Here is a 24,426-nt window from a genome sequence, read left to right as displayed (position 1 = left end):
CCGCTCAGCGGTTGACCTGCTCGATCAGCGCCAGGCAACGCTGCACCATGGCGCTGACGTCGCCGGCGCGGCGGCTGAGGACGATCGGCGACACCGCCTCGGGCTCCAGCACGGCGACGTAGCCGATGTCCGGGCGGTGCTGCTGCTGCACCGAGGCCGGCACCAGGGCCACGCCCAGGCCGGCGGCGACCAGGCCGATGGCGGTCTGCAGCTCGTTGGCCCACTGCGCCACGCGGATGCCCAGGCCGTGGTTGGCGAACAGCGCCAGCACGTGGTCGGCATAGCTCGGCCGCGGGTTGGCCGGGTACAGCACGAAGGGCTCGCGGGACAGGCGCTGCAGGCTCACCGGCGCGCCCAGCAGCGGGTGCCCGGTGGGCAGCACCGCCACCAGCGGGTCCTCGCGCAGCACCTGCTGGTGGATGGCCGGGTCGTCGAAACGCATGCGCCCGAAGCCGATGTCGATGCGCCCGCTCTTCAGCGCCTCGACCTGCTGCAGGGTGGTCATTTCCTGCAGGCCCAGCTCCAGCTCGGCGTCGCCGCGCAGCTCGCGGATCAGCTCCGGCAGCACCGCGTAGAGCGTCGAAGGCGCGAAGCCGATGCCCAGCCACTGGCGCTGGCCCAGGCCGATACGGCGGGTGTTGTCGCAGATGTTCTGCAGCTGTTCCAGCAGGGTGCCGCTCTGCTCGTAGAAGAAGCGCCCGGCCTCGGTCAGGCGCAGCGGCCGGCCGCGTTCCAGCAGCTCGACGCCGAGCAGCTCTTCCAGCTGCTGGATCTGCCGGCTCAGCGGCGGCTGGGCGATGTGCAGGCGCTCGGCGGCGCGGGTGAAGTTGAGGGTTTCGGCGACCGCCTGGAAGTACCGCAGGTGTCGAAGCTCCATGATACCTCCAGGGTATGGAACGAGAGGGCAATGATATTGGACTGCTCGCCACCGCTGGCGCAATCCTTCGGTGTGCAACAAAAGACCTGGAAGGTATCGGCCGCACCAGACGGCCGGGCCTCGACAAGCAGCCTAGCGTGATATGGAACCCGAGATGACCCAAGCCCTGATCGAACGCCTCGAAGCGATCATCGTCGACCTGCCGACCATCCGCCCGCACAAGCTGGCGATGCACACCATGCAGCAGCAGACCCTGGTGATCCTGCGCCTGCGCTGCAGCGACGGCATCGAAGGCCTCGGCGAGGCCACCACCATCGGTGGCCTGGCCTACGGCAACGAAAGCCCGGAAAGCATCAAGGCCAACCTGGAGGCGCACTTCGCGCCGCTGCTGATCGGCCAGGACGCCTGCAACATCAACGCCGCCATGCAGCGCCTGGACAAGGCCATCAAGGGCAACACCTTCGCCCGCTCGGCGGTGGAAACCGCGCTGCTCGACGCCCAGGGCAAGCGCCTGGGCCTGGCCGTCAGCGAACTGCTCGGCGGCCGCGTGCGCGACGGCCTGGAAGTGGCCTGGACGCTGGCCAGCGGCGACACCGCCCGCGACATCGAGGAAGCCGAGCGCATGCTCGACCTGCGCCGCCACCGCATCTTCAAGCTGAAGATCGGCGCCAACCCGCTGGAGCAGGACCTCAAGCACGTGGTGGCGATCAAGCGCGCCCTGGGCGAGCGCGCCAGCGTGCGCGTGGACGTCAACCAGTACTGGGACGAATCCCAGGCCATCCGCGGCTGCCAGGTGCTCGGCGAGAACGGCATCGACCTCGTCGAGCAGCCCATCTCGCGGATCAACCGCGCCGGCCAGGTGCGCCTGAACCTACGCAGCCCGGCGCCGATCATGGCCGACGAATCCATCGAGAGTGTCGAAGACGCCTTCAGCCTGGCCGCCGACGGCGCCGCCAGCATCTTCGCCCTGAAGATCGCCAAGAACGGCGGCCCGCGCGCCGTGCTGCGCACCGCGCAGATCGCCGAGGCGGCCGGCATCGCCCTGTACGGCGGGACCATGCTCGAAGGCGCCATCGGCACCCTGGCCTCGGCCCATGCCTTCCTCACCCTCAAGCAGCTGACCTGGCACACCGAACTGTTCGGCCCGCTGCTGCTGACCGAGGAGATCGTCAGCGAGCCGCCGGTGTACCGCGACTTCCAACTGCTGGTGCCCAACGCCCCGGGCCTCGGCCTGAGCCTGGACGAGGAGCGCCTCAAGCGCTTCCGCCGCCCCTGAATTAGAGAGAGGAGAAGCCCCATGCTGTTCCACGTGAAGATGACGGTGAAACTGCCCGTCGACATGGACCCGGCCCGCGCCGCCCAGCTCAAGGCCGACGAGAAGGAACTGGCCCAGCGCCTGCAGCGCGAGGGCAAGTGGCGCCACCTGTGGCGCATCGCCGGGCACTACGCCAACTACAGCGTCTTCGACGTCGCCAGCGTCGAGGCACTGCACGACACCCTGATGCAACTGCCGCTGTTCCCCTACATGGACATCGAGGTCGACGGACTCTGCCGCCATCCGTCCTCCATCCATGCCGATGACCGCTGAGCCCTGAACCCCAACGACGAAACCCTTGTATAAGAACAAGACGAGGTGAACACCATGACCGTGAAGATTTCCCAGACTGCCGAGATCCAGAAGTTCTTCGAAGAAGCCGCCGGCTACGGCAACGACAACGGCAGCCCGCGCCTGAAGCAGATCGTCCTGCGCGTGCTGCAGGACACCGCGAAACTCATCGAGGACCTGGAAGTCACCGACGACGAATTCTGGACCGCCGTGGACTACCTGAACCGCTTGGGCGGCCGCGGCGAAGCCGGCCTGCTGGTGGCCGGCCTGGGCATCGAGCACTTCATCGACCTGCTCAACGACGCCAAGGACGCGCAGATCGGCAAGACCGGCGGCACCCCGCGCACCATCGAAGGCCCGCTGTACGTGGCCGGCGCGCCCATCGTCGAGGGCGAGGCGCGCATGGACGACGGCAGCGAGGATGGCGTGGCCACCGTGATGTTCCTCGAAGGCCAGGTGCTGGACCTGGACGGCAAGCCCGTCGCCGGTGCCACCGTCGACCTGTGGCATGCCAACACCAAGGGCAACTACTCCTACTTCGACCAGAGCCAGTCCGAGTACAACCTGCGCCGCCGCATCATTACCGACGCCGAGGGCCGCTACCGCGCCCGCAGCATCGTCCCCAGCGGCTACGGCTGCGACCCGCAGGGCCCGACCCAGGAATGCCTGGACCAGCTCGGCCGCCACGGCCAGCGCCCGGCGCACATCCACTTCTTCATCTCGGCGCCCGGCTACCGCCACCTGACCACCCAGATCAACCTGTCGGGCGACCAGTACCTGTGGGACGACTTCGCCTACGCCACCCGCGATGGCCTGGTCGGCGAAGTGAAGTTCGCCGAGAACGTCCGCGGCATCGACGGCCGCGTGGCCGAGCTGGAATTCAGCTTCCAGCTGCAGAAGGCCGCCAGCGCCGAAGACGAACAGCGCAGCCACCGCCCGCGCGCGCTGCAGGTGCAGGGCGCCTGAGGCGCTGTTCTCTGGGTTCCCGCGTGCGCGGGAATGACGGGTTGAGAACTGTGTTTCCCGACGTCATTCCCGCGAACGCGGGAACCCAGAAAACGGTGTAGGAGCGAGCTTGCTCGCGAACCCAGCCTCGCAGCGGGGGTTGGTTCGCGAGCAAGCTCGCTCCTACACGGTTACCCCAAGCATCGTCCCGAGCCGGCTTGCCGGCACGGCGAAGCCTTGCGTGCAGAACAAGAAAAAGTGAGGCGCCATGAAAGACCTCATCCGCGACTTCTCGCTGTCCGCCCTGGTGGCCGGGTTGATCGCCACACTGATTTCCTACGCCGGCCCCCTGGTGATCATCTTCCAGGCGGCCAAGAGCGCCGGCCTGCCCGACGCCGCGGTGTCGTCCTGGGTGTGGGCGATCTCCATCGGCAGCGGCGTGCTCGGTATCCTCCTCAGCCTGCGCTACAAGGTGCCGCTGGTGATCGCCTGGTCGGCGCCCGGCTCGGCGCTGCTGGTGGCGCTGCTGCCGGGCATCAGCCTGAACGAGGCGGTGGGCGCCTACCTGGTGTCGAGCCTGATCATCTTCCTGGTGGGCATCTCCGGCGCCTTCGACCGTGTGGTCGGCAAGCTGCCGCCGGCCATTTCGGCGGCCATGCTCGCCGGCATCCTGTTCAGCTTCGGCACCCAGCTGTTCGTCTCGCTGCAGGCCAAGCCGGCGCTGGTCCTGGCCATGTTCGTCGCCTACCTGCTGGGCAAGCGCCTGGCGCCGCGCTACGCGGTGGCCCTGGTGCTGCTGGTGGGCTGCGCCATGGCCATCGGCGGCGGCGAGCTGAACGCCTCGGCGCTGGTGATCGGCCTGGCCACGCCGCAATGGATCGCCCCTGAGTTCAGCCTGCACGCGCTGCTCAACATCGCCCTGCCGCTGGTGGTGGTGGCGCTCACCGGGCAGTTCGTGCCGGGCATCGCCGTGCTGCGCAACGACGGCTACCAGACCCCGGCGCGCCCGCTGATCGCCAGCAGCGCCCTGGGCACCCTGCTGCTGGCGCCCTTCGGCTGCCACGGCCTGAACCTCGCCGCCATCACCGCGGCCATCTGCACCGGCCGCGAGGCCCACGAGGATCCGGCGCGGCGCTACGTCGCCGGGGTGGTGGGCGGCGTCGCCTACCTGCTGCTGGGGCTGTTCGGCGCGACCCTGGTGTCGCTGTTCAGCGCCTTCCCTCGCGAGCTGATCGCCGCGCTGGCCGGCCTTGCGCTGTTCGGCGCCATCGGCGGAGCCCTGGCCGGCGCCATGGGCGTGCCCGAGGACCGTGAGGCGGCGCTGATCACCTTCCTGGTCACCGCTTCGGGCATGTCCTTCCTCGGCCTGTCGGCGGCCTTCTGGGGCCTGATCTTCGGCCTGGCCGCGCACCTGCTGCTGGTGCGCCGCCGCACTCCTCAACGCGAGGCGCGCGCCGTGCGCGCCTGACCATCGGGCAACGGCAAGCGGGCGCCCGGCCGGGGCGTCCGCCCAAGGCAACACGGCAGCGGAAGCAGGGCAGGGCGGCTGATCGAAGCGGACAGCCCCGGGCCCCCGTCGCCGATACATGACTCCCCGCCCTGCGCCAAGCCGCGGCCCTCCGGTCGCTCGGCAGGGGATCGCACAACCATAAGAACAAGAGAAAACCATGAGCAATCGCGTATGCGTGACCGCCGTCGCGCTGGGCATCGGCGTGGCCGCCGCCCAGCCGGCGGCCGCGGCCGAAGGGCTGATCGAAGGTGCCAGCGCCACCCTGCAGGCACGCAACTACTACTTCAGCCGCGACTTCTCCGACATCGTCGGGCCCAACCGGCAGTCCAAGGCGGAGGAGTGGGCCCAGGGCTTCATCCTCGACTTCCGTTCCGGCTACACCCCGGGGCCCATCGGCTTCGGCCTGGACGCCATCGGCGTATTGGGCCTGAAGCTGGACAGCAGCCCCGACCGCACCAACAGCGGCCTGCTGCCGGTGGGCGGCGACGGCCGCGCGCCGGACGACTACAGCCGCCTGGGCGTGGCCGGCAAGATGAAGTTCTCGAAGACCGAGCTGAAAATCGGCGAGCTGCAGCCCAACCTGCCGGTGCTGGTGTTCAGCGACATCCGCCTGCTGCCGCCCAGCTACCAGGGCACCTCGCTGACCTCCAGCGAAATCCCCGGGCTGACCCTGCAGGCCGGGCACCTCACCTCCACACACCTGCGCAACGAGGGCGGCGACGAGAAGATGCTCGCCATGCTCAGCTACCAGCCGCAGCGCCAGGCCGAGAGCGATGCCTTCAACTATGCCGGCGGCGACTACGACTTCAACGCCAAGCGCACCCGCGTCAGCGCCTGGTACGGCCAGCTGGAAGACATCTACAAGCAGCGCTTCCTCGGCCTCAAGCACGCCCAGCCGCTGGGCGACTGGGTGCTGGGCGCCAACCTCGGCTACTTCGACGCCAGCGAGGATGGCAAGCACCTGCTCGGCGACATCGACAACCGCGCCTTCTACTCGCTGTTCTCGGCCAGGCATGGCGGGCACACCTTCTACCTCGGCTACCAGGGCATGTTCGGCGACAGCGCCTTCCCCCGCGTGTTCGCCAACGTCTCGCCGCTGGGCAACGAGGTGCCGACCTACGAGTTCGCCTCCACCGACGAGCGCTCCTGGCAAGCGCGCTACGACTACGACTTTGTCGCCCTCGGCGTGCCCGGCCTGACCACCACCGTGCGCTACATCAGCGGCAACAACGTCGACACCGGTCAGGGCTTCGAGGGCAAGGACCGCGAGCGCGACCTGGACATCGGCTACACCGTGCAGAGCGGCCCGGTGGCCGGGCTCAACGTGCGCGTGCGCAACGTCATGGCGCGCTCCAACTACCGCAGCGACATCGACGAGAACCGCCTGATCCTCAGCTACACCTGGAAGCTGTTCTGAGCCCATCCGGGGCCGCTCGGCCCCCTGTCCGCCCCGGCTACCGGGGCGGATGGAGGAGGGCGCCCGAGGGTATTTCCGGTATTCCTGTAAGGGATACCTGAGAGCGCTTTTTTGATTATCCGCTTATAGGCGGCCTCCCTAGACTCGGCGAAAAACAAGCCTATGCAGGAGGTCGCCGTGTCCCATTCCTTGCTCCGCCACTACATCGCCGGAGCTTTCGTAGCCAGCAGCCGCACCTTCGACAACGTCTCCCCGGTGGATGGCCGCGTCCTCGGCCAGGTCTGCGAGGCCGGCGAGGTGGAAGTCGATGCCGCGGTCAGCGCCGCCGCGCAGGCGCAGAACGGCCCCTGGGTCAGCTACAGCGCCGCCCAGCGCGCCGAGCTGCTGGAACGCATCGCCGACGGCATCGAGCGGCGCTTCGAAGACTTCGTCGCCGCCGAGGTGGCCGACACCGGTCGCCCCGTACACCAGGCCCGCAGCCTCGACGTGGCCCGTGGCGTGCAGAACTTCCGCACCTTCGCCGACCTGGTGCGCCAGGGCGGCAGCGAATTCTTCGAGATGCGCACCGGCGACGGCAGCGACGTGTTCAGCTACACGGTGCGCAAGCCCCATGGCGTGGTGGCGATCATCTCGCCGTGGAACCTGCCGCTGCTGCTGCTCACCTGGAAGGTCGCGCCGGCCCTGGCCTGCGGCAACTCGGTGGTGGTCAAGCCCTCGGAAGACACGCCCTCCAGCGCCACCCTGCTGGCCGAGGTGATGCACGAGGTGGGCGTGCCCGCCGGGGCCTTCAACCTGGTCCACGGCTTCGGGCCGAACTCCGCCGGCGAGTTCCTCACCCGCCACCCGGAAGTCGATGCCATCACCTTCACCGGCGAGTCGCGCACCGGCTCGACCATCATGCGCGCCGCCGCCGAAGGCGTGCGCGAAGTCTCCTTCGAGCTGGGCGGCAAGAACGCCGCGGTGGTCTTCGCCGACTGCGACTTCGACGCCGCCGTGGCCGGGGTGCTGCGTTCCAGCTTCACCAACTCCGGGCAGGTCTGCCTGTGCTCCGAGCGCGTCTACGTCGAGCGGCCGATCTACGAACGCTTCGTCGCCGCGCTCAAGGCAGGCGCCGAGCAGCTGAAGATCGGCTACCCCGACGAAGACGGCGTGAACATGGGCTCGCTGATCTCCCACAAGCACCGCGACAAGGTGCTGGGTTACTTCCAGCTGGCCCGCGAGGAGGGCGCCACGGTGGTCAGCGGCGGCGGCGTGCCGAAGTTCGGCGATGCGCGCGACAACGGCGCCTTCGTCCAGCCGACCATCTGGACCGGCCTCGCCGACGACGCCCGCTGCATGCGCGAGGAAGTCTTCGGCCCGGTCTGCCACATCGCGCCCTTCGACAGCGACGAGGAAGTGCTGCGCCGCGTCAACGACTCCGCCTATGGCCTGGCCGCCTCGCTGTGGACCCGCGACCTGGGCCGCGCGCACCGCGTCTCGCGACGCATCCACGTGGGCATGGTGTGGGTCAACACCTGGTTCCTGCGCGACCTGCGCACCCCCTTCGGCGGCGCCCGGCTGTCCGGCCTGGGCCGCGAGGGCGGCCGCCACTCGCTGGATTTCTATTCCGAACTCACCACCATCTGCGTCAACCCCTGAGGCCAGGAGAAGCCCATGCATCCAGCCATAGCCGAAGCCGCCGCGCGCCTGCGCCAGGCCCGTGAACAGGGCCAGCCGTGCGCGCCGGTGCGCGACCTCGTCCAGCAGGCCGCCAACGAACAGGGGGCCGCCGCCCTCGACCTGGCCTACGCCGTACAGCAATGCAACAACGTCGCCGACATCGCCGCCGGCTGGCGCCCGGTGGGCCACAAGATCGGCCTGACCTCCCGCGCCGTGCAGCGCCAGCTGGGCGTCGAGCAGCCGGACTTCGGCCGCCTGTTCGCCCAGATGGCCCGCGGCGACGGCCAGCCCATCGCCTGGGGCGACTGCCAGCAGCCCAAGGTGGAGGCGGAAATCGCCCTGGTGCTGGAACACGACCTGTGCCACGAGCGCCACACCCTGGCCGACATCATCCGCGCCACCGCCTTCGCCCTGCCGGCCATCGAGGTCGTCGGCAGCCGCGTCGCCAACTGGGACATCAGCCTGCTCGACACCGTGGCCGACAACGCCTCCTCCGGACTCTTCGTCCTCGGCAGCCGTCCGGTGCGCCTGGACCGGCTGGACCTGGTGAACTGCGGCATGAGCCTGAGCCTGCGCGGCGAGCCGGTATCCGTCGGCGCCGGCGCCGCCTGCCTGGACAACCCGCTGAACGCCGCGCTCTGGCTGGCCGACACCATGGCCCGCCTGGGCGAGCCGCTGCGCGCCGGCGACGTGGTGCTCACCGGCGCCCTGGGGCCGATGGTGGCGGTGCGCCCAGGCGATGTATTCAGCGCCGAAATCCAGGGGTTGGGGCGCGTCAGCGCCTCCTTCGTGCAGAGCTAAAAAGCCGAAAAAAGCGCTGGAGGCTGGAGGGCTGGACGAAAGAGCGCCGACCTCCACCGTGGCAGGGACTGCTTGTCGTTCAGCCTCCAGCCTTCAGCGCTCTTAATCGAGCTCTTTGCTCTTGATCGAACGCTTTCCGAGGAATGCCATGAGCAACAAACGCAAAGTCGCCATCATCGGTTCCGGCAATATCGGCACCGATTTGATGATCAAAGTCCTGCGCAATGCGCAGCATCTGGAAATGGCCGCCATGGTCGGCATCGACCCGGCCTCCGACGGCCTGGCCCGCGCCGCCCGCCTGGGCCTGGCCACCACCCACGAGGGTGTCGAAGGGCTGGTGAAACTGCCGGTTTTCGCCGACATCGACTTCGTCTTCGATGCCACTTCCGCCAGCGCCCACGTGAAGAACGACGCCTTCCTGCTTGGCGTGAAGCCCGGGCTGCGGATGATCGACCTGACCCCGGCAGCGATCGGTCCGTATTGCGTGCCGGTGGTCAACCTGGAGCAGCACCTCACGGCCAGCAACGTGAACATGGTGACCTGCGGCGGGCAGGCGACCATTCCGATGGTGGCGGCGGTCTCCCGTGTGGCCAAAGTCCACTACGCGGAAATCATTGCCTCCATCGCTTCGAAGTCGGCGGGTCCCGGTACTCGCGCCAATATCGACGAGTTCACCGAGACCACCTCGAAAGCCATCGAAGTGATCGGCGGCGCGGCGAAGGGCAAGGCGATCATCATCATGAACCCGGCCGAGCCGCCGCTGATCATGCGTGACACGGTGTACGTGCTCAGCGAGTCGGTCGATCAAGCCAAGGTCGAGGCCTCCATCGAGGAGATGGCTGCTGCGGTTCAGGCCTATGTGCCGGGCTACCGCCTGAAGCAGAAGGTGCAGTTCGACGAAGTCCGTGACCTGAACATTCCCGGCCGTGGCCGTTTCTCCGGGCTGAAGACTTCCGTGTTCCTCGAAGTCGAAGGTGCCGCCCACTACCTGCCGGCCTACGCCGGCAACCTCGACATCATGACCTCCGCCGCGCTGGCCACCGCCGAGCGCATGGCGCAGGCAATGGGGGCTTCGGTATGAGCCAGAAACTCTATATCTCCGACGTGACGCTGCGTGACGGTATGCACGCGATCCGCCATCAGTATTCGCTGGAGGATGTGCGTGCGATTGCTGCCGCACTCGACCTCGCCAAGGTGGACTCCATCGAAGTCGCTCACGGCGATGGCCTGCAAGGTTCGTCCTTCAACTACGGTTTCGGCGCCCACACCGATCTGGAGTGGATCGAAGCGGCGGCCGATGTGGTGAAGCACGCCAAGATCGCCACGCTGCTGCTGCCGGGTATCGGCACTATCCACGACCTGAAGAATGCCTACAACGCCGGCGCCCGCGTGGTCCGCGTGGCCACCCATTGCACCGAAGCCGATGTGTCCAAGCAGCACATCGAATATGCCCGCGAACTCGGCATGGACACCGTGGGCTTCCTGATGATGAGCCACATGCAAACCCCTGAAGGTTTAGCCCAACAGGCCAAGCTGATGGAGAGCTACGGAGCTACCTGCATCTACGTCGTCGATTCCGGTGGTGCGATGAACATGGATGACATCCGCGCGCACTTCCGTGCCGTGAAGGCTGTCCTGAAGCCCGAAACCGAAACCGGCATCCACGCCCACCACAACCTCAGCCTCGGTGTAGCGAACTCCATCGCCGCGGTGGAGGAGGGCTGCAACCGCATCGATGCCAGCCTGGCGGGTATGGGCGCGGGAGCGGGCAACGCGCCGTTGGAGGTCTTCATCGCCGCCGCCGACAAGCTCGGTTGGCACCACGGCACCGACCTCTATGCGCTGATGGACGCCGCCGACGATCTGGTGCGCCCACTGCAGGACCGCCCGGTGCGCGTCGACCGCGAAACCCTCGCGCTCGGTTACGCCGGCGTTTATTCGAGCTTCCTGCGCCACGCCGAGGTGGCCTCGGCCAAGTACGGCATCAAGGCGGTGGACATCCTCGTCGAGCTGGGCAAGCGGCGCATGGTCGGTGGCCAGGAAGACATGATCGTCGACGTGGCCCTGGACCTCCTCAAAGCACCGACCTAGCCCTGTAGGAGCGAGCTTGCTCGCGAACCAACCCCCGCTGTGAGGCCAGGTTCGCGAGCAAGCTCGCTCCTACGAAGAGCACCGCGGCGCAGTTGCTGGCGCAGGAGAAACACCCTCGTAGGATGGGTTGAGCGAAGCGATACCCATCGCCATGCCCGATGGGTTTCGCAGGCTCAACCCATCCTACGAAAGCATCGACCTAGCCCTGTAGGAGCGAGCTTGCTCGCGAACCAACCCCGCTGCGAGACCGGGTTCGCTCGATCCTACGAAAAGCCTGAATTGCAGGAGCACCACACATGAGCACCGACATCCCCCGCATCGCCCAGGCCCTCGACCAGGCCGCGCGGCATGCCGAACCCCTGGCGCAGTTCAGCGCCAGCACGCCCTTCAGCCTGGATGACGCCTACCGCATCCAGCGCGCCTCCATGCAGCGTCGCTACGACGACGGCGAGCGCGGCATCGGCGTCAAGCTCGGCTTCACCAGCCGCGCCAAGATGGTCCAGATGGGCGTCGACAGCCTGATCTGGGGCTGGCTCACCGACGCCATGCTGGAAGAGGACGGCGGCCTGGTCGACCTGGGCCGCTACATCCACCCGCGCGTCGAGCCGGAAGTCTGCTTCCTCACCCGCCGCGCCATCGACCGCCCGCTGACGCTGCTGGAAGCCGCCGACTACATCGAGGCCGTGGCCCCGGCGCTGGAGATCATCGACTCGCGCTACCAGGCCTTCAAGTTCAGCCTCGAAGACGTGGTGGCGGACAACTGCTCCTCCGCCGGCCTCACCGTCGGCCCCTGGTCGCGGGACTTCGGCGCCCTGGCCAATGCCGGCGTGGTGCTGCGCCTGGATGGCCGCGTGGTCCAGGCCGGTTCCAGCGCCGCCATCCTCGGCAACCCGCTGCGCAGCCTGGTGCAGGCCTCGCGCCTGCTGCACCAGGCGCAGATCGAACTGCCCGCCGGCAGCCTGGTGATGGCCGGCGCCGCCACCGCCGCCGAGGCGCTGCGCCCTGACATGCACGTCAGCGTCGAAGTCCAGGGCCTGGGACAGAGCAGCTTCAGCGTCCGCAACCCTCAAGGAGCAGCAGCATGAGCGACAACAAATCCACCGTGGTCGCCGGCAAGGCCACCCCGCGCGGGCGCTTCCCGCACATCAAGCGCGCCGGCGACTTTCTCTTCGTCTCCGGCACCAGCTCGCGGCGCCCGGACAACAGCTTCGTCGGCGTCGAGGTGGACGCCATGGGCACCACCAACCTCGACATCCGCGCCCAGACCCGCGCGGTGATCGAGAACATCCGCGACATCCTCGCCAGCGAGGGCGCGCGGCTGTCGGACGTGGTCGAGATCAGCAGCTTCCTCGTCGATATGAACGACTTCGGCGGCTACAACCAGGTCTACGCCCAGTACTTCGACGAGAACGGCCCGACCCGCACCACCGTGGCCGTGCACCAACTACCGCACCCGCACCTGCGCATCGAGATCAAGGCGGTGGCCTACGCCCCCCGCACCCATTGAACCGCTGGGAGACAACAACAATGGACAAGCACCACTTCAGCGCCCCCTTCAATTTCAACCGCTGGCTCGACGAGCACGCCCACCTGCTCAAGCCGCCGGTGAACAACCAGCAGATCTGGCAGGGCAGCGACTACATGGTCACCGTGGTCGGTGGCCCCAACCAGCGCACCGACTTCCACGACGACCCGGTGGAAGAGTTCTTCTACCAGTTCAAGGGCAACGCCTACCTGAACATCTGGGACCGCGGCCGCTACGAGCGGGTGGACCTCAAGGAAGGCGACATCTACCTGATGGCCCCGCACGTCATCCATTCGCCGCAACGCCCCGAGCCCGGCAGCCTGTGCCTGGTCATCGAGCACCGCCGCCCGGCGGGCCAGCACGACGCCCTGCAGTGGTCCTGTGCGCGCTGCGGCTGCCTGATCAAGCGCTACGAGATGCAGTTGCAAAGCATCGTCGCCGACCTGCCGCCGGTGTACGAGCAGTTCTACGCCACCTCCGACGAGGAACGCCGCTGCCACGAATGCGGCGAGATCCATCCCGGCCGCGACTGGCAGGCCTGGCACCAGACACTCAACGAGTTCCACTCCGTATGAAGATCGACATCCACTCGCACTTCTTCCCGCGCATCACCCAGGCCGAGGCCGCGCGCCTGCACCCGCAGCGCGCGCCCTGGCTGCACACCGAGGGCCGGCGCGGGCAGATCATGCTCGGCGACAAGCCCTTCCGCCCGGTGCACGACGTGCTCTGGGACCCGGTGCGACGCATCGAACACCTGGACGAGCAGGGCCTGGACGCCCAGGTGATGTGCGCCACCCCGGTGATGTTCGGCTACGACCAGCCCATCGAACGCGCCTTGCCCTGGGCGCAGCTGATGAACGACCGCGCCCTGGAGATGACCGCCGCTGCCCCGGAGCGCCTCAAGGTGCTGGCCCAGGTGCCGCTGCAGGACATCGACGCCGCCTGCCGCGAAGCCAGCCGGGCCATGGCCTGCGGCCACGTCGGCGTGCAGATCGGCAACCACGTCGGCGAGCGTGACCTGGACGATTCCGGCCTGGAGATCTTCCTGCGCCACTGCGCCAACGAAGGCATCCCGCTGCTGGTGCACCCCTGGGACATGATGGGCCGCGAGCGCATGAAGAAGTGGATGCTGCCCTGGCTGGTGGCCATGCCGGCGGAAACCCAGCTGGGCATCCTCTCGCTGATCCTCTCCGGCGCCTTCGAGCGCCTGCCCGAGTCGCTGCGCATCTGCTTCGCCCACGGCGGCGGCGGCTTCGCCTTCCTGCTCGGGCGGGTGGACAACGCCTGGCGCCACCGCGACATCGTCCGCGAGGACTGCCCGCAGCTGCCGTCCAGCTACGTCAAGCGCTTCTTCGTCGACTCGGCGGTATTCGACCCCGGCGCGCTGCGCCTGCTGGTGGACGTGATGGGCGCCGACCGCGTGATGCTCGGCTCCGACTCGCCCTTCCCACTGGGCGAACAGAGCATCGGCGCCGGCGTGCTGGAACACCCGCAGCTCAGCGAGCAGGACAAGGCTCGCATTTGCGCCAGCAACGCCCAGGCCTTCTTCGGCCTTTGAAAGGGAGCGCGGCGGCGGCTTCCGACCCGGCGGCCGCGAGCCGGGCGGCGCGGCGAGCGTAGCGGCACTCAGCGGATCGAAGCCGCCGACTATGCGGATAGACCGGCAGGGAGCGGCGGCCGCTAATGGCTGGGCGTGCCGGGCCGGTACCGGCCAAGCGACCAATAACAACAATAGAAGGTAGAACACGATGAAAGCTCTGCGCATCCTGGGCGCCGTCGGCGCCGCCTTGCTGGCGCTGCATGGCGCCCCCGCCTCCGCAGCGGCGGAAGACAGCATCAAGGTGACCCTGCTGGGCACCGGGACCCCGATCCTCAACGTCAACCGCTTCGGCATGAGCACCCTGGTCGAGGCCGGCCCGCACAAGCTGCTGTTCGACGCCGGGCGCGGCGCGGCCATCCGCCTGCACCAGCTGCAGGTGCCGCTGCGCGATATCGAGGCGGTGTTCATCACGCATCTGCACTCCGATCACCTCACCGGCCTGCCGGACCTGTACGCCACCGCACCGCTGCCCACCGACGACGGCCGGCGCACCCAGGCCCTGCCGGTCTATGGGCCCAAGGGCATCGACAGCGTGGCGCGGGGCATCGAGCAGATGTTCAGCGAGAACAACCGCATCCGCGGCAAGGAGACCAACGCGCAGGCCGCGCGCATCGCCGACCAGGCCATACCGGCGGAAGGCGGCGTGGTCTTCGACAAGGAGGGCGTGAAGGTCACCGCGTTCCTGGTGGACCACGGCTACGTGAAGCCGGCGTACGGCTATCGCATCGACTACGCGGGGCGGTCGGTGGTGCTCTCCGGCGACACCACCTATGCCCCCAACCTGGTCCGCCAGGCCAAGGGCGTGGACCTGCTGGTGCACTCCCTGTCGATCGCCAGCCATCAGCTGGAAAAGGCCTACCCCGACTACGTGAAGCACTTCTACGACTACCTGGCCAACCCGGAGACGGTGGCGAAAGTGCTCAGCGAGACGCGTCCGCGCGATGCGGTGTTCTCCCACATCTCGCTGTACAGCCGCGGCGACATCGGCCGCGCTTCCGAAGAGGACATCCGTGCGCGCGTGGCCCAGGGCTACGACGGTTCCTTCGTCATCGGCCAGGACCTGATGGCCTTCGAACTGACGCCCAAGGGCGTAGTGCGCGAGCCCTACGACGCCGCGCTGCGCCAGCGCGAACCGGTGAACTGACGACTCCGCTACCGACTCATTCCTGCCGCCGGGCTGCCGGTGGCAGGGGACGCTTTGCCTACAACAACGAGAAGAGTGCAAGCAGCATGAGCAATCAACCCAAACTGTCCCTGGCGGTGCTCGCCTCCGGCACCCTGGCGGCGCTGCCCCAGGTCGAGGCCGGCGAGGGCCTGGTCGAGGGCGCCAGCGCCACCCTGCAGGCGCGCAACTACTACTTCAGCCGCGACTATTCGGACATCGTCGGCGCCAGCCGGCAATCGAAGGCGGAGGAGTGGGCCCAGGGCTTCATCCTCGACTTCCGTTCCGGCTACACGCCGGGCCCCGTGGGCTTCGGCGTGGACGCCATCGGCCTGCTCGGACTGAAGCTGGACAGCAGCCCGGACCGGGCCAACACCGGCCTGCTGCCGGTGGACGGCGACGGCCGCGCGCCGGACGACTACAGCCGCCTGGGCGTGGCGCTGAAGGCGAAGGTCTCGCACAGCGAACTCAAGCTCGGCGAACTGCAGCCCAACCTGCCGGTGCTGCCGGCCAGCGACAACCGCCTGCTGCCGCCGACCTACCAGGGCGCCATGCTGGCCTCCGCGGATATTCCCGGCCTGGCCCTGCAGGCGGGGCGGCTGAAGTCCTACAGCATGCGCAACGAGGCCGGCACCAGCGACCTGCAGGCGATGGTCGGCGCGACGCCCTACCGCCAGGTGGAAAGCGACGCCTTCAACTTCGCCGGTGGCGACTATGACTTCAACGCCAAGCGCACCCGCGCCAGCCTGTGGTACGGCCAGTTGGAAGACATCTACCGCCAGGGCTTTCTCGGCCTCAAGCACAGCCAGAGCGTCGGCGACTGGGTGCTGGGCGGCAACCTCGGCTACTACGACGCCAACGAGGACGGCAAGCGCCTGCTCGGCAACCTGGACAACCGCGCCTTCTACGCGCTGCTCTCGGCCAAGCGCGGCGGGCACACCTTCTACGTCGGCTACCAGGGCATGTTCGGCGACGACGGCTTCCCGCGGGTATTCCCCAACGTCGCGCCGCTGGGCAACGAGGTGCCCACTTTCATGTTCGCCTCGGCCGACGAGCGCTCCTGGCAAGTGCGCCACGACTACGACTTCGCCGCCCTCGGCATCCCCGGCCTGAGCACCACGCTGCGCTACCTGCGCGGCAGCAACGTCGACACCGGCAGGGGCTTCGAGGGCCGCGACCGCGAGCGCGACCTGGAGCTGGCCTACACGCTGCAGGGCGGCCCGCTGGCCGGGCTGAACGTCCGCCTGCGCAACGCCGTGGCCCGCTCCAACTACCTCACCGACGTCGACGAGAACCGCCTGATCCTCAGTTACACCTGGAAGCTCTTCTGAGCCGGCCCACCCCCTAGCAACGAGAAGAACGCCATGAACAGACAAACCCTGCGCGTCAGCGACGTGATCGACAACAGTCCGCTGTCCGCCCTGCAGATCCGCGTGTTGCTGCTGTGCTTCCTGGTGGTGGTGCTCGACGGCTTCGACACCGCCGCCATCGGCTATATCGCCCCCGAGTTGATCCGCGACTGGGGCATCACCCGCGGCCAGTTGGCCCCGGCCTTCGCCGCCGGGCTGTTCGGCATGCTGGTGGGCAGCGTCGGCTTCGGCCCGGTGGCCGACCGCAAGGGCCGCAAGTTCGTCCTGCTGCTCAGCCTGGGCATAGTCGCCCTGGGCACCCTGGCCTGCGCCCTGGCGCCGAACATCGAGGTGCTCACCGCGCTGCGCTTCTTCACCGGCCTGGGCCTGGGCGGCGTGCTGCCCAACGCCATTACCCTGAGCTCGGAATACTCGCCGGCGCGGCGGCGCATGCTGCTGGTGACCCTGAGCTATTCCGGCTTCACCCTGGGCCTGGCCCTGGGCGGCTGGGTGGCCGGCCTGCTGCTGCCGCTGGTGGGCTGGAAGGGCCTGCTGCTGTGCGGCGGCCTGGCGCCGCTGGTGCTGTTGCCGGCGCTGGTCCTGGCGCTGCCGGAATCCACCTGCTTCATGGCCGGCAGCCCGGCGCACGCCCAGCGGCTGCGGGCGATCCTCGGGCGCATCAGCGGGCGCCAGGACCTGGACGAAGCGACCCTGGTCGGCGACGTCGCCGCCGCGCAACAGCGCTCGCCCGCCTCGACGCTGTTCGCCGAGGGCCGGGCGCTGCGCACCCTGATGCTGTGGCTGACCTTCTTCTGCTGCCTGTTCGTCTTCTACCTGCTGACCAGCTGGCTGCCGACCATCCTCCGCGGCAGCGGCTACGGCACCCAGGAGACCTCGCACATCGCCGCGATGATCCCCTTCGGCGGGGTGATCGGCGGCATCGTCATGGCCCTGCTGATGGATCGCTTCGGCGCCCAGCGCCTGCTGCCGCCGCTGTGCCTGTGCGCCGCCGTGGCCCTGGCGCTGACCGGCACCCAGCTGGGCAACGGCCTGGCGCTGCTGCTGATGGTCTTCGCCGTGGGCTTCACCCTCACCGGCGCGCTGAACAACCTGAGCATCCTCGCCGCCACCCTGTACCCGACCCACGCCCGCGCCACCGGCGTGAGCTGGGCGCTGAGCGCCGGGCGCGCCGGCTCGATCATCGGTTCGCTGCTCGGCGCCTGGCTGTTCGAGGCCGCCGGTGGCCTGCAGGTGTTCTTCATCTGGCTCGCCGCGCCGGCGCTGCTGGCCAGCCTGGCGCTGTTCGTCATGGTCCTGCGCCGTGCACCGGGCGCCGCGCGGGGTGAACTCGCCTGAGGCGCCCGCGGCTGGCCGACAACGACAGGAAGGAGGGCCTCATCTCCATGCATACCTTGCTCAAGTGGCTGGCCGCTGCGCTGCTGGCCAGCGCATTACCCTTCGCCCAGGCCGCCGACGGCGGCCAGCGGCCCAACGTGCTGCTGATCGTCGCCGACGACCTGGGCTTCTCCGACATAGGTGCGCTGGGTGGCGAGATCGCCACCCCCAACCTCGACCGCCTGGCCCGCCAGGGCATGACCTTCCTCGACTTCCACGCCACGCCCAGTTGCTCCACCACGCGCTCGGCGCTGCTCTCGGGCAACGACCCGCACCTGGTCGGCGTCGGCATGATGGCCGAATGGCGCGGCCGCCTGCCACCTGCGCAGCGCGAGCGTCTGCGCCCCGGCTACGAGGGCGTGCTGGCGGCCAAGGTGCCGACCCTCGCCGAGCTGCTGGGCGATGCCGGCTACCACACCTACATCGCCGGCAAGTGGCACCTGGGCAAGCAGCCGGAACTGCAGCCGCAGAAGCGGGGCTTCGAGGAGTCCTACGTGTTGCTGGAAGGCGGCGCGGCCAACTTCAAGCAGGCCAACATGGCGCTGCTGCCCAACTACAGCACCACCTACCTGCACGACGGACAGCCCATCGAGTTGCCGGACGACTTCTACTCCAGCACCTGGTACACCGACCGCCTGATCGAGATGATCGACCGCCGCGCCGGCGACGGCCGGCCGTTCTTCGCCTTTGCCGCCTATACCGCGCCGCACTGGCCGCTGCAGGCGCCGGACGCCTACCTGGCGAAGTACCGCGGACGCTACGACGCCGGCTACCAGGCCATCGCCGAGCAGCGCCTGGCGCGTCAGCGCGAACTGGGGCTGATCCCCGAGGGCTATCCCTCGCAGGCGCAACTGGAAGGCGTGCCGGCCTGGTTCACGCTGAGCGACGAACAGCAGCGCCAGTCGGCGCGCACCATGGAGGTCTATGCGGCCATGGTCGAGGCCTTCGACGCCGAGGTCGGCCGCCTGCTCGACCACCTGCGCCGCAGCGGGCAACTGGACAACACCCTGGTGCTGTTCATGTCCGACAACGGCCCGGAAGGGCGCGACAGCATGGACGCCAGGTGGGTGGCGGAGCACTTCGACAACCGCCAGGAAAACTACGGCCGGCGCGACTCCTTCCTGCTGCAGGGCAGCGCCTGGGCGCAGGTCAGCTCGTTGCCGGGGCGGCGCTACAAGATGACCACCTACCAGGGTGGCTACCGGGTGCCGCTGTTCGCCTACATGCCCCAGCGCATCGCCGCCGGGCGCAACACGCAGCTGGCGCGGGTGCACGACCTGCTGCCGACGCTGCTGGAGCTGGCCGGCGCCGAGCAGCCCGGGCCGCGCTACCGGGGCCGCGAGGTCATCCCGCCGCAGGGCCTGTCCATGCTGCCGCTGCTGTTCGGCCGAGGCGCGCGCGTGCATGCCGCCGACGAGCCGCTGGGCTGGGAGCTCAATGGCAACGCCGCCCTGCGCAAGGGCTCGCTGAAGCTGCTCTACGACGTCGAGGACGCCCAGGCGCGCTGGCGCCTCTACGACCTCGCCAGCGACCCGGGCGAGCGCCACGACCTGGCCGCGCAGCGGCCCCAGGCGCTGGCCGAGCTGCTGCGCGACTGGCGCGCCTATGCCCAGCGCAACAACCTGCGCCTGGACGCGCAGGGCAGGCCGTTGGTGCCGCAGTTGCTGGAAGCCGCCAGCAGCCGATGAATCCCTTTGCAGGCCCGGCCATTACGGCCGGGCCATTTCCGAGATGAGAACCGTCCATGCCGATGCTCGCCCGCATCCCGAAGAAAACCACTCCGTTCACTCCCAGGCCGGGCCTGCCGGCGCTCACCCGGGCTGGCGATGGCACGGCCTGCCTGTCGATGCGTGGTACTTTCCGTTTCTGAGCCGGATGTCGGGGTAGTCGATGAAGTCGAGTGTGGTATCGGTCGCGCGCAAGCTGAAGTTCTACCAACTGGTGGTGCTCGACCAGGTGGTGCAGAGCGGTTCGTTGCTGCGCGCGGCGCAGGTGCTGAACCTGACCCAGCCGGCGGTGACCAAGGTCATCCACGAGTTGGAGTCGTACTTCGATGCGCCGCTGCTCGAACGCAGCAACCGCGGGGTGAAGGTCACCGAACTGGGCGAGCTGGTGCTGCGCCGGGCGCGCTCGATGCTCGCCGAGCTGCGGGCCCTGAGCGACGAGGTGGAGGCCTTCCGCGACGGCACTTCCGGGCACGTGGTGGTGGGCACCCTGATCTCCGCCTCCACCTCGCTGTTGCCGCGCGCCCTGCGCCTGCTCAAGAGCCGTGCGCCGCGGGTGCTGGTGTCGGTGCGCATCGGCCAGTTCGACCAGCTGTTCCCGGCCCTCATCGGCGGCGAGGTGGACCTGGTGGTGGGCCGCGTGCCGGACGACTGGCAGGCCCGCGGCGAGGCGCGGGCGCTGGGCGTGGACGTGCTCTACGACGAGCGCCTGTGCATCGTCGGCGGCCATGGCCACCCGCTGCATGCCGGCGGCGCAGTGGGCCTGGCCGAGCTGCACGCCTACCCCTGGGTGCTGCCGCCGCCCGGCTCGCTGCTGCGGCAGACGGTGGACCACCTGTTCGCCCTAGCCGGCCTGGCGCTGCCGGGCAACGTGATCGAGTCGCTATCGGTGCTCACCAACGTCGCCCTGATGCAGGACCAGCAGACCGTCGGCCTGCTGCCCCTGGAAACCGCCCGGCAATTGGCCGATGGCGGCGGCGTCCGCGCCTTCGAGCTGGACATCGCGCTGCGCTTCGGCGACATCGGCTGCTTCCACCCCAGCGGCCGCGAACTGGGCCCGGCGGCGCGGCTGTTCCGCGAATGCCTGCGCGCCGCCAGCGAGGAACTGGGCGAGGAGGGGTGAAGCCACCGCCGCTTTTCGTAGGATGGGTTGAGCTTGCGAAACCCATGGGGCCGTGGTGATGGGTATCGCTTCGCTCAACGCCATCCTACGATGGCGTTTTTCCTGCACCTTTTATTGGGTTCCCGCGTTCGCGGGACGCGGCTCCATCGCGAACAGCGCTTGCGCTGGCCCGCAGGGGGATAACCCAGAAAACAAGGAGCGGACCTTGTCCGCGATAGCCGGAGGTCCAGGCGCGGTTCGCGGATGAGATCCGCTCCTACGCTGCCCCAACCACGCCATTCCCCTGTAGGAGCGCGCCCTGCGCGCGAATCGCGGGCAGGGCCCGCTCCTACCAAGCGATACAGAGCCGCGGTGTTCCGGGCCAACGGCGGATAACCGCGAACGGTTATTCGCCCTACGCCCAGCCCAGCCGCAGCGTTCACGGGTTCAATTGTTGCTCTGGGTGAATTTCTCCAGGTACAGCCGGCCGTTCTCCAGGCCCTGCGCCTGCAACCATTCCTTCACCGACTCGACCATCGGCGGCGGGCCGCACAGGTACATGTCGAAGGGCGCATCGCGCAGGGCCGCGGCGTCGAAGTGCTCGGTGACGTAGCCGCGCCTGCCGTCCCAGCCGGCGTCATCGCTGATCACCGGAGTGAAGGCGAAGCCCGGGATGCGCTCGGCGTAGGCTGCGATGCGCTCCAGCTCGCAGAGGTCCGCCGCCTGGCGCACGCCGTAGTACAGGTGCACCGGCTGGCCGCAGCCGCCGGCCTCGGCCAGTTCGTCGAGCATGCCGAGGAAGGCCGACAGCCCGGTGCCGCCGGCCACCAGCAGCAGCGGGCGTTCGACGTGGCGCAGGTAGAAGGCGCCCAGCGGTGCCTCGAAGCGGATTTCGTCGCCCGGCTGGCAGCGCTCGCGGATGTAGTCGCTCATGGCGCCGTCGGGCAGCAGGCGGATGAGGAACTGCAGCTGGTTCTGCGCATTGGGCCGGTTGGCGAAGGAGTAGGAGCGCACCGCGTCCGTGCCCGGCACGCGCAGGCGCGCGTACTGGCCGGGCAGGTAGTCCAGCGCCGGGCCTTCGACCTGCAGGCGCAGTATGGCGGTGCTCGCCGAGACCTGCTCGACGCCGCTGACCACGCCGCGGTGGCTGGCCGGGCCGGCGGCGCTGCACAGGCTGGAGTCGAAGTCGAAGTAGAACGCGGCGTCGGACTGCACGCGGGTCTGGCAACTGAGGATCTTGCGCTGGGCCAGGTCCTCGGCGGAGAGGGTTTCCTCGTCGGCGTAGTCCATCGCGTAGCTGCCGGATTCGCAGCGGCCCATGCAGGTGCCGCAGACGCCCTCGCGGCAGTCCAAGGGAATCTTGATGCCGTTGCGCAGCGCCGCGTCGAGCAGGATTTCGTTGCCTTGCACGGGGAAGAACAGTGTCTTGCCGTCGGCGAAGCTGAAGGCGACCTTGTGGTTCATCGGGCCATCCTCACAGGTGGTAGAAGTCGAGCACCGAGTCGATGCGGTCGTTGAGCAGCAGCACATGCTTGCGGGCGATCAGCCAGCTCTCGCCATGGGGACGCAGGCGGTAGGTGGCATGGCCGAAGAACTGCCCGAGGCTCTCCAGGCGGTAGAACAGCGTGTGCCAGTTGGCGCGCACTTCCAGCTCGCCGCCGTCCAGTTCGCGGATGCGCACGTTGTCGATGCCGTGCAGGGTGCGCGGCATGGGGATGGTCGAGGCGGCCTTGCCGGTGCGGATGCGGAACACCCGGTCCTCCAGGCCGGCGCGGCTGGGGTAGTAGATCAGCGACATGCCGCGCTTCGGGTCGGTGGTGTAGACGTGCTCGGAATCCCACTGCGGGACGTGGAACTCGCTGTCCTCGCTGAACATGTCGAGGTAGGCGTCCCAGTCCTGGGCGTCGCAGGCCTCGGCGTTGCGGTAGAGGAACTGTTCCACCCGGTATTGCAGTTGCGCGTTCATGCCTGCACCTCCTTGGGCTGCAGGGCCTTGCGTTCCAGGCCGGCGAGGAGGAAGCGCTGCCAGTGCTGGTGCTGGTTGACGTAGAGGCCTTCGTGGGTGATCTCGGTGCCGGTGAGCACCGGGGCGATGCCCAGCGTCTGGCTGTTCGGCGTCGGGCCCTCGACCCATCTGCCGTGGCCGCGGGAGATGTCGCTCCAGCGCTCCAGGCGGCCCTGGAAGCCGCGCTGCTGCTCGCGGAATTCCACCAGGTCGTCCGGGGTGCCCATGCCGGAGACGTTGAAGAAGTCCTCGAACTGGCGGATGCGGTTCTCGCGGTCCTGGTCGGACTCGCCCTTGACGCCGATGCACTGGCTGATGACTTCGGTCCGGTTCCAGGCGATGGGGCGGACGATGCGCAGCTGCGAGCTGATCTGGTCCATGAAGAACAGGCTGGGGTAGATGTTCAGGTTGCGCAGGCGGTGCATCATCCACTCGGCCCTGGCCTGGCCGTGTTCCTCGACCAGGCGCGGCATCACGCTGGCGTAGCCGGGGCGCACGGCGGGGTTGGGCATGTCGCTGAACAACACGCTGTGGCCGTTGCGGAAGCTGAACCAGCCGTCGTCGGTCTGCGCATCGCCGGCGCCGAGCTTGCTGTAGTCCAGGGTGCCGCTGGCGGTGCCGTTCTCGACGTTGACCTGTTGGCGGTGCTGCACGGTGGCCACGTAGTTGTAGTGCACGGTGCTGACGTGATAACCGTCCAGGCCGTTCTCGTTCTGCAGCTTCCAGTTGCCCTCGAAGGTGTAGGCGGAGCGGCCCGGCAGCACTTCCAACTCGCCGGTGGGGGACTGCGCGACCATCATGTCGAAGAACACTTTCGCGTCGCCGAGGAAGTCTTCCAGGCTGTCGCTGGCGCTCACGTCCAGGCTGATGAAGACGAAGCCTTTGTAGCTCTGGATGCGCGCCTTCTTCAGGCCGCGGCTGGCCTTGTCGAAGTCCGCCGGGTATTCGCCCGGCGCCTTGACCTTCACCAGGCGCCCGTCGCTCTTGTAGCACCAGGCGTGGAACGGGCAGGTGAAGGTGGACTGGTTGCCCTTGCACACCCGGGTGAGGGTGGCGCCGCGGTGCTGGCAGGCGTTGACCATGGCGTGTAGCTCGCCGTTGCCGTCGCGGCTGACGATCATCGGCTGGCGCCCGGCGCGCAGGGTAATGAAGTCGTTGGGCTTGGCGATCTCGCTCTCGTGGCAGGCGTAGATCCACTGCTTCTCGAAGATCAGCTCCATCTCCAGGTCGAACAGTTCCGGCTCGGTGAACATGTCCCGGGCGATGCGGTATACCCCTTCGGCGGGGCGGAAATCCAGGCAGCCACGGATGTAGTCCTGCCACTGCGCAAGGCTCTTGCTTGGTGCGTTCATTGTTGTTGTCCCATCGGGCGGATCGGTGGCGCCATTTCACGGCCGGCGCGCCATGGCGGTCTATCCGCCCAGTGGGGGAAGGCGATCCGCAAAATTGGCGGCGGGGTAACACCGCGGTGCAGGGGCTGGGTAGAAGCTGCCCAGCCGCAGTGCGCCGGGCGGCGGCGGAGAGGGCGGGTGGGGCGCCGGCAGGGTGCGAATGGTCCGGAAAGTGGTCGAACACTATCCGCATACTGGGGCTTTGCCGACGACCCGTGGCCCGGGGGTACGCGTCTTGCTGCACACTGGGCGCAAGCGCCGTCAGAG

23 protein-coding genes are annotated in these 24,426 nt (G+C 68.5%); 19 read left to right on the top strand and 4 right to left on the bottom strand.

Annotation, left to right across the window (positions count from 1 at the left end):
- Positions 1-4: 4 nt before the first annotated feature.
- Positions 5-877 carry a LysR family transcriptional regulator gene (locus tag ACTWJ5_RS20420; protein WP_058072534.1) on the bottom strand — a complete coding sequence of 291 codons (873 nt, stop codon included), beginning with the start codon at positions 875-877 and terminating at the stop codon, positions 5-7.
- Between the two features lie 154 nt (positions 878-1,031).
- Between ACTWJ5_RS20420 and ACTWJ5_RS20415 the strand changes: the two genes are divergently transcribed.
- The 19 genes from ACTWJ5_RS20415 to ACTWJ5_RS20325 all read left to right on the top strand — a co-directional run bounded on the left by ACTWJ5_RS20415 (position 1,032) and on the right by ACTWJ5_RS20325 (position 20,784).
- Positions 1,032-2,153, top strand: coding sequence for a muconate cycloisomerase family protein (locus tag ACTWJ5_RS20415; protein ID WP_116424922.1), 1,122 nt, complete (start codon positions 1,032-1,034; stop codon positions 2,151-2,153).
- A gap of 21 nt (positions 2,154-2,174) precedes the next feature.
- Positions 2,175-2,465 carry a muconolactone Delta-isomerase gene (gene catC, locus ACTWJ5_RS20410; protein WP_064583587.1) on the top strand — a complete coding sequence of 97 codons (291 nt, stop codon included), beginning with the start codon at positions 2,175-2,177 and terminating at the stop codon, positions 2,463-2,465.
- A gap of 54 nt (positions 2,466-2,519) precedes the next feature.
- On the top strand, positions 2,520-3,449 hold the full coding sequence (gene catA, locus ACTWJ5_RS20405; RefSeq protein ID WP_116424923.1) for a catechol 1,2-dioxygenase: 930 nt from the start codon (positions 2,520-2,522) through the stop codon (positions 3,447-3,449).
- 247 nt (positions 3,450-3,696) lie between these two features.
- Positions 3,697-4,896, top strand: a complete 1,200-nt coding sequence (locus ACTWJ5_RS20400; protein ID WP_074982699.1) for a benzoate/H(+) symporter BenE family transporter — start codon at positions 3,697-3,699, stop codon at positions 4,894-4,896.
- Positions 4,897-5,095: 199 nt separating this feature from the next.
- The gene (locus ACTWJ5_RS20395) at positions 5,096-6,355 is read left to right on the top strand and encodes an OprD family porin (protein WP_444436414.1); all 1,260 of its coding nucleotides are present in this window, start codon (positions 5,096-5,098) and stop codon (positions 6,353-6,355) included.
- 177 nt (positions 6,356-6,532) lie between these two features.
- Positions 6,533-7,993: a 2-hydroxymuconic semialdehyde dehydrogenase gene (locus ACTWJ5_RS20390; protein ID WP_444436413.1), complete on the top strand. Its 1,461-nt coding sequence runs from the start codon at positions 6,533-6,535 to the stop codon at positions 7,991-7,993.
- Between the two features lie 15 nt (positions 7,994-8,008).
- A complete protein-coding gene (locus ACTWJ5_RS20385) occupies positions 8,009-8,815 on the top strand; it encodes a 2-keto-4-pentenoate hydratase (protein ID WP_444436412.1) in 807 nt (268 codons plus the stop codon).
- A gap of 148 nt (positions 8,816-8,963) precedes the next feature.
- Positions 8,964-9,896, top strand: a complete 933-nt coding sequence (locus ACTWJ5_RS20380) for an acetaldehyde dehydrogenase (acetylating) (RefSeq protein WP_444436411.1) — start codon at positions 8,964-8,966, stop codon at positions 9,894-9,896.
- Positions 9,893-10,906 carry a 4-hydroxy-2-oxovalerate aldolase gene (gene mhpE / locus ACTWJ5_RS20375; protein ID WP_444436410.1) on the top strand — a complete coding sequence of 338 codons (1,014 nt, stop codon included), beginning with the start codon at positions 9,893-9,895 and terminating at the stop codon, positions 10,904-10,906. Before ACTWJ5_RS20380 ends, mhpE begins: the two co-directional genes overlap by 4 nt.
- Positions 10,907-11,202: 296 nt before the next feature.
- Complete coding sequence (locus tag ACTWJ5_RS20370) at positions 11,203-11,991, top strand: 2-keto-4-pentenoate hydratase (protein WP_444436409.1); 789 nt, start codon at positions 11,203-11,205, stop codon at positions 11,989-11,991.
- Positions 11,988-12,413 carry a RidA family protein gene (locus tag ACTWJ5_RS20365; protein ID WP_444436408.1) on the top strand — a complete coding sequence of 142 codons (426 nt, stop codon included), beginning with the start codon at positions 11,988-11,990 and terminating at the stop codon, positions 12,411-12,413. The genes ACTWJ5_RS20370 and ACTWJ5_RS20365 overlap by 4 nt, the downstream gene beginning before the upstream one ends.
- 20 nt (positions 12,414-12,433) lie before the next feature.
- The gene (locus ACTWJ5_RS20360) at positions 12,434-13,006 is read left to right on the top strand and encodes a 3-hydroxyanthranilate 3,4-dioxygenase (RefSeq protein ID WP_301501119.1); all 573 of its coding nucleotides are present in this window, start codon (positions 12,434-12,436) and stop codon (positions 13,004-13,006) included.
- Positions 13,003-13,989 carry an amidohydrolase family protein gene (locus tag ACTWJ5_RS20355; RefSeq protein WP_253407104.1) on the top strand — a complete coding sequence of 329 codons (987 nt, stop codon included), beginning with the start codon at positions 13,003-13,005 and terminating at the stop codon, positions 13,987-13,989. Before ACTWJ5_RS20360 ends, ACTWJ5_RS20355 begins: the two co-directional genes overlap by 4 nt.
- A gap of 190 nt (positions 13,990-14,179) precedes the next feature.
- Complete coding sequence (locus tag ACTWJ5_RS20350; RefSeq protein WP_444436407.1) at positions 14,180-15,175, top strand: MBL fold metallo-hydrolase; 996 nt, start codon at positions 14,180-14,182, stop codon at positions 15,173-15,175.
- An 86-nt stretch (positions 15,176-15,261) separates the two neighbouring features.
- Positions 15,262-16,524: an OprD family porin gene (locus ACTWJ5_RS20345; protein ID WP_444436406.1), complete on the top strand. Its 1,263-nt coding sequence runs from the start codon at positions 15,262-15,264 to the stop codon at positions 16,522-16,524.
- Between the two features lie 33 nt (positions 16,525-16,557).
- Entirely contained in the window at positions 16,558-17,898 is a 1,341-nt protein-coding gene (locus ACTWJ5_RS20340; protein WP_444436405.1) for an MFS transporter, read from the top strand.
- A gap of 47 nt (positions 17,899-17,945) precedes the next feature.
- On the top strand, positions 17,946-19,625 hold the full coding sequence (locus tag ACTWJ5_RS20335; protein WP_444436404.1) for an arylsulfatase: 1,680 nt from the start codon (positions 17,946-17,948) through the stop codon (positions 19,623-19,625).
- A gap of 56 nt (positions 19,626-19,681) precedes the next feature.
- Positions 19,682-19,807, top strand: coding sequence for a hypothetical protein (locus tag ACTWJ5_RS20330; RefSeq protein ID WP_255314656.1), 126 nt, complete (start codon positions 19,682-19,684; stop codon positions 19,805-19,807).
- Positions 19,808-19,827: 20 nt separating this feature from the next.
- A complete protein-coding gene (locus tag ACTWJ5_RS20325) occupies positions 19,828-20,784 on the top strand; it encodes a LysR substrate-binding domain-containing protein (protein ID WP_444436403.1) in 957 nt (318 codons plus the stop codon).
- Positions 20,785-21,210: 426 nt separating this feature from the next.
- On the opposite strand, the gene antC is transcribed toward ACTWJ5_RS20325, so the two are convergent.
- The 3 genes from antC to antA are packed head-to-tail and all read right to left on the bottom strand — an operon-like array spanning position 21,211 to position 24,120.
- Positions 21,211-22,227, bottom strand: coding sequence for an anthranilate 1,2-dioxygenase electron transfer component AntC (antC, locus tag ACTWJ5_RS20320; RefSeq protein ID WP_249917071.1), 1,017 nt, complete (start codon positions 22,225-22,227; stop codon positions 21,211-21,213).
- 10 nt (positions 22,228-22,237) lie between these two features.
- A complete protein-coding gene (antB, locus tag ACTWJ5_RS20315; protein WP_444436402.1) occupies positions 22,238-22,729 on the bottom strand; it encodes an anthranilate 1,2-dioxygenase small subunit in 492 nt (163 codons plus the stop codon).
- A complete protein-coding gene (gene antA / locus ACTWJ5_RS20310) occupies positions 22,726-24,120 on the bottom strand; it encodes an anthranilate 1,2-dioxygenase large subunit (protein ID WP_444436401.1) in 1,395 nt (464 codons plus the stop codon). Before antA ends, antB begins: the two co-directional genes overlap by 4 nt.
- Positions 24,121-24,426 lie beyond the last annotated feature (306 nt).

Origin of the sequence: Pseudomonas sp. A6, from assembly GCF_052367875.1 — a bacterium.
GTDB lineage: Bacteria > Pseudomonadota > Gammaproteobacteria > Pseudomonadales > Pseudomonadaceae > Pseudomonas > Pseudomonas citronellolis.
Note: the sequence above shows the minus strand (reverse complement) of the source record. Positions and strands in the feature narration are given on the sequence as shown.

Coding starts and splice junctions, on each gene's coding strand:
- ACTWJ5_RS20420 (WP_058072534.1), bottom strand. CDS start 877: ATGGAGCTTCGACACCTGCGGTACTTCCAGGCGGTCGCCGAAACCCTC.
- ACTWJ5_RS20415 (WP_116424922.1), top strand. CDS start 1,032: ATGACCCAAGCCCTGATCGAACGCCTCGAAGCGATCATCGTCGACCTG.
- catC (WP_064583587.1), top strand. CDS start 2,175: ATGCTGTTCCACGTGAAGATGACGGTGAAACTGCCCGTCGACATGGAC.
- catA (WP_116424923.1), top strand. CDS start 2,520: ATGACCGTGAAGATTTCCCAGACTGCCGAGATCCAGAAGTTCTTCGAA.
- ACTWJ5_RS20400 (WP_074982699.1), top strand. CDS start 3,697: ATGAAAGACCTCATCCGCGACTTCTCGCTGTCCGCCCTGGTGGCCGGG.
- ACTWJ5_RS20395 (WP_444436414.1), top strand. CDS start 5,096: ATGAGCAATCGCGTATGCGTGACCGCCGTCGCGCTGGGCATCGGCGTG.
- ACTWJ5_RS20385 (WP_444436412.1), top strand. CDS start 8,009: ATGCATCCAGCCATAGCCGAAGCCGCCGCGCGCCTGCGCCAGGCCCGT.
- ACTWJ5_RS20380 (WP_444436411.1), top strand. CDS start 8,964: ATGAGCAACAAACGCAAAGTCGCCATCATCGGTTCCGGCAATATCGGC.
- mhpE (WP_444436410.1), top strand. CDS start 9,893: ATGAGCCAGAAACTCTATATCTCCGACGTGACGCTGCGTGACGGTATG.
- ACTWJ5_RS20370 (WP_444436409.1), top strand. CDS start 11,203: ATGAGCACCGACATCCCCCGCATCGCCCAGGCCCTCGACCAGGCCGCG.
- ACTWJ5_RS20365 (WP_444436408.1), top strand. CDS start 11,988: ATGAGCGACAACAAATCCACCGTGGTCGCCGGCAAGGCCACCCCGCGC.
- ACTWJ5_RS20360 (WP_301501119.1), top strand. CDS start 12,434: ATGGACAAGCACCACTTCAGCGCCCCCTTCAATTTCAACCGCTGGCTC.
- ACTWJ5_RS20355 (WP_253407104.1), top strand. CDS start 13,003: ATGAAGATCGACATCCACTCGCACTTCTTCCCGCGCATCACCCAGGCC.
- ACTWJ5_RS20350 (WP_444436407.1), top strand. CDS start 14,180: ATGAAAGCTCTGCGCATCCTGGGCGCCGTCGGCGCCGCCTTGCTGGCG.
- ACTWJ5_RS20345 (WP_444436406.1), top strand. CDS start 15,262: ATGAGCAATCAACCCAAACTGTCCCTGGCGGTGCTCGCCTCCGGCACC.
- ACTWJ5_RS20340 (WP_444436405.1), top strand. CDS start 16,558: ATGAACAGACAAACCCTGCGCGTCAGCGACGTGATCGACAACAGTCCG.
- ACTWJ5_RS20335 (WP_444436404.1), top strand. CDS start 17,946: ATGCATACCTTGCTCAAGTGGCTGGCCGCTGCGCTGCTGGCCAGCGCA.
- ACTWJ5_RS20330 (WP_255314656.1), top strand. CDS start 19,682: ATGCCGATGCTCGCCCGCATCCCGAAGAAAACCACTCCGTTCACTCCC.
- ACTWJ5_RS20325 (WP_444436403.1), top strand. CDS start 19,828: ATGAAGTCGAGTGTGGTATCGGTCGCGCGCAAGCTGAAGTTCTACCAA.
- antC (WP_249917071.1), bottom strand. CDS start 22,227: ATGAACCACAAGGTCGCCTTCAGCTTCGCCGACGGCAAGACACTGTTC.
- antB (WP_444436402.1), bottom strand. CDS start 22,729: ATGAACGCGCAACTGCAATACCGGGTGGAACAGTTCCTCTACCGCAAC.
- antA (WP_444436401.1), bottom strand. CDS start 24,120: ATGAACGCACCAAGCAAGAGCCTTGCGCAGTGGCAGGACTACATCCGT.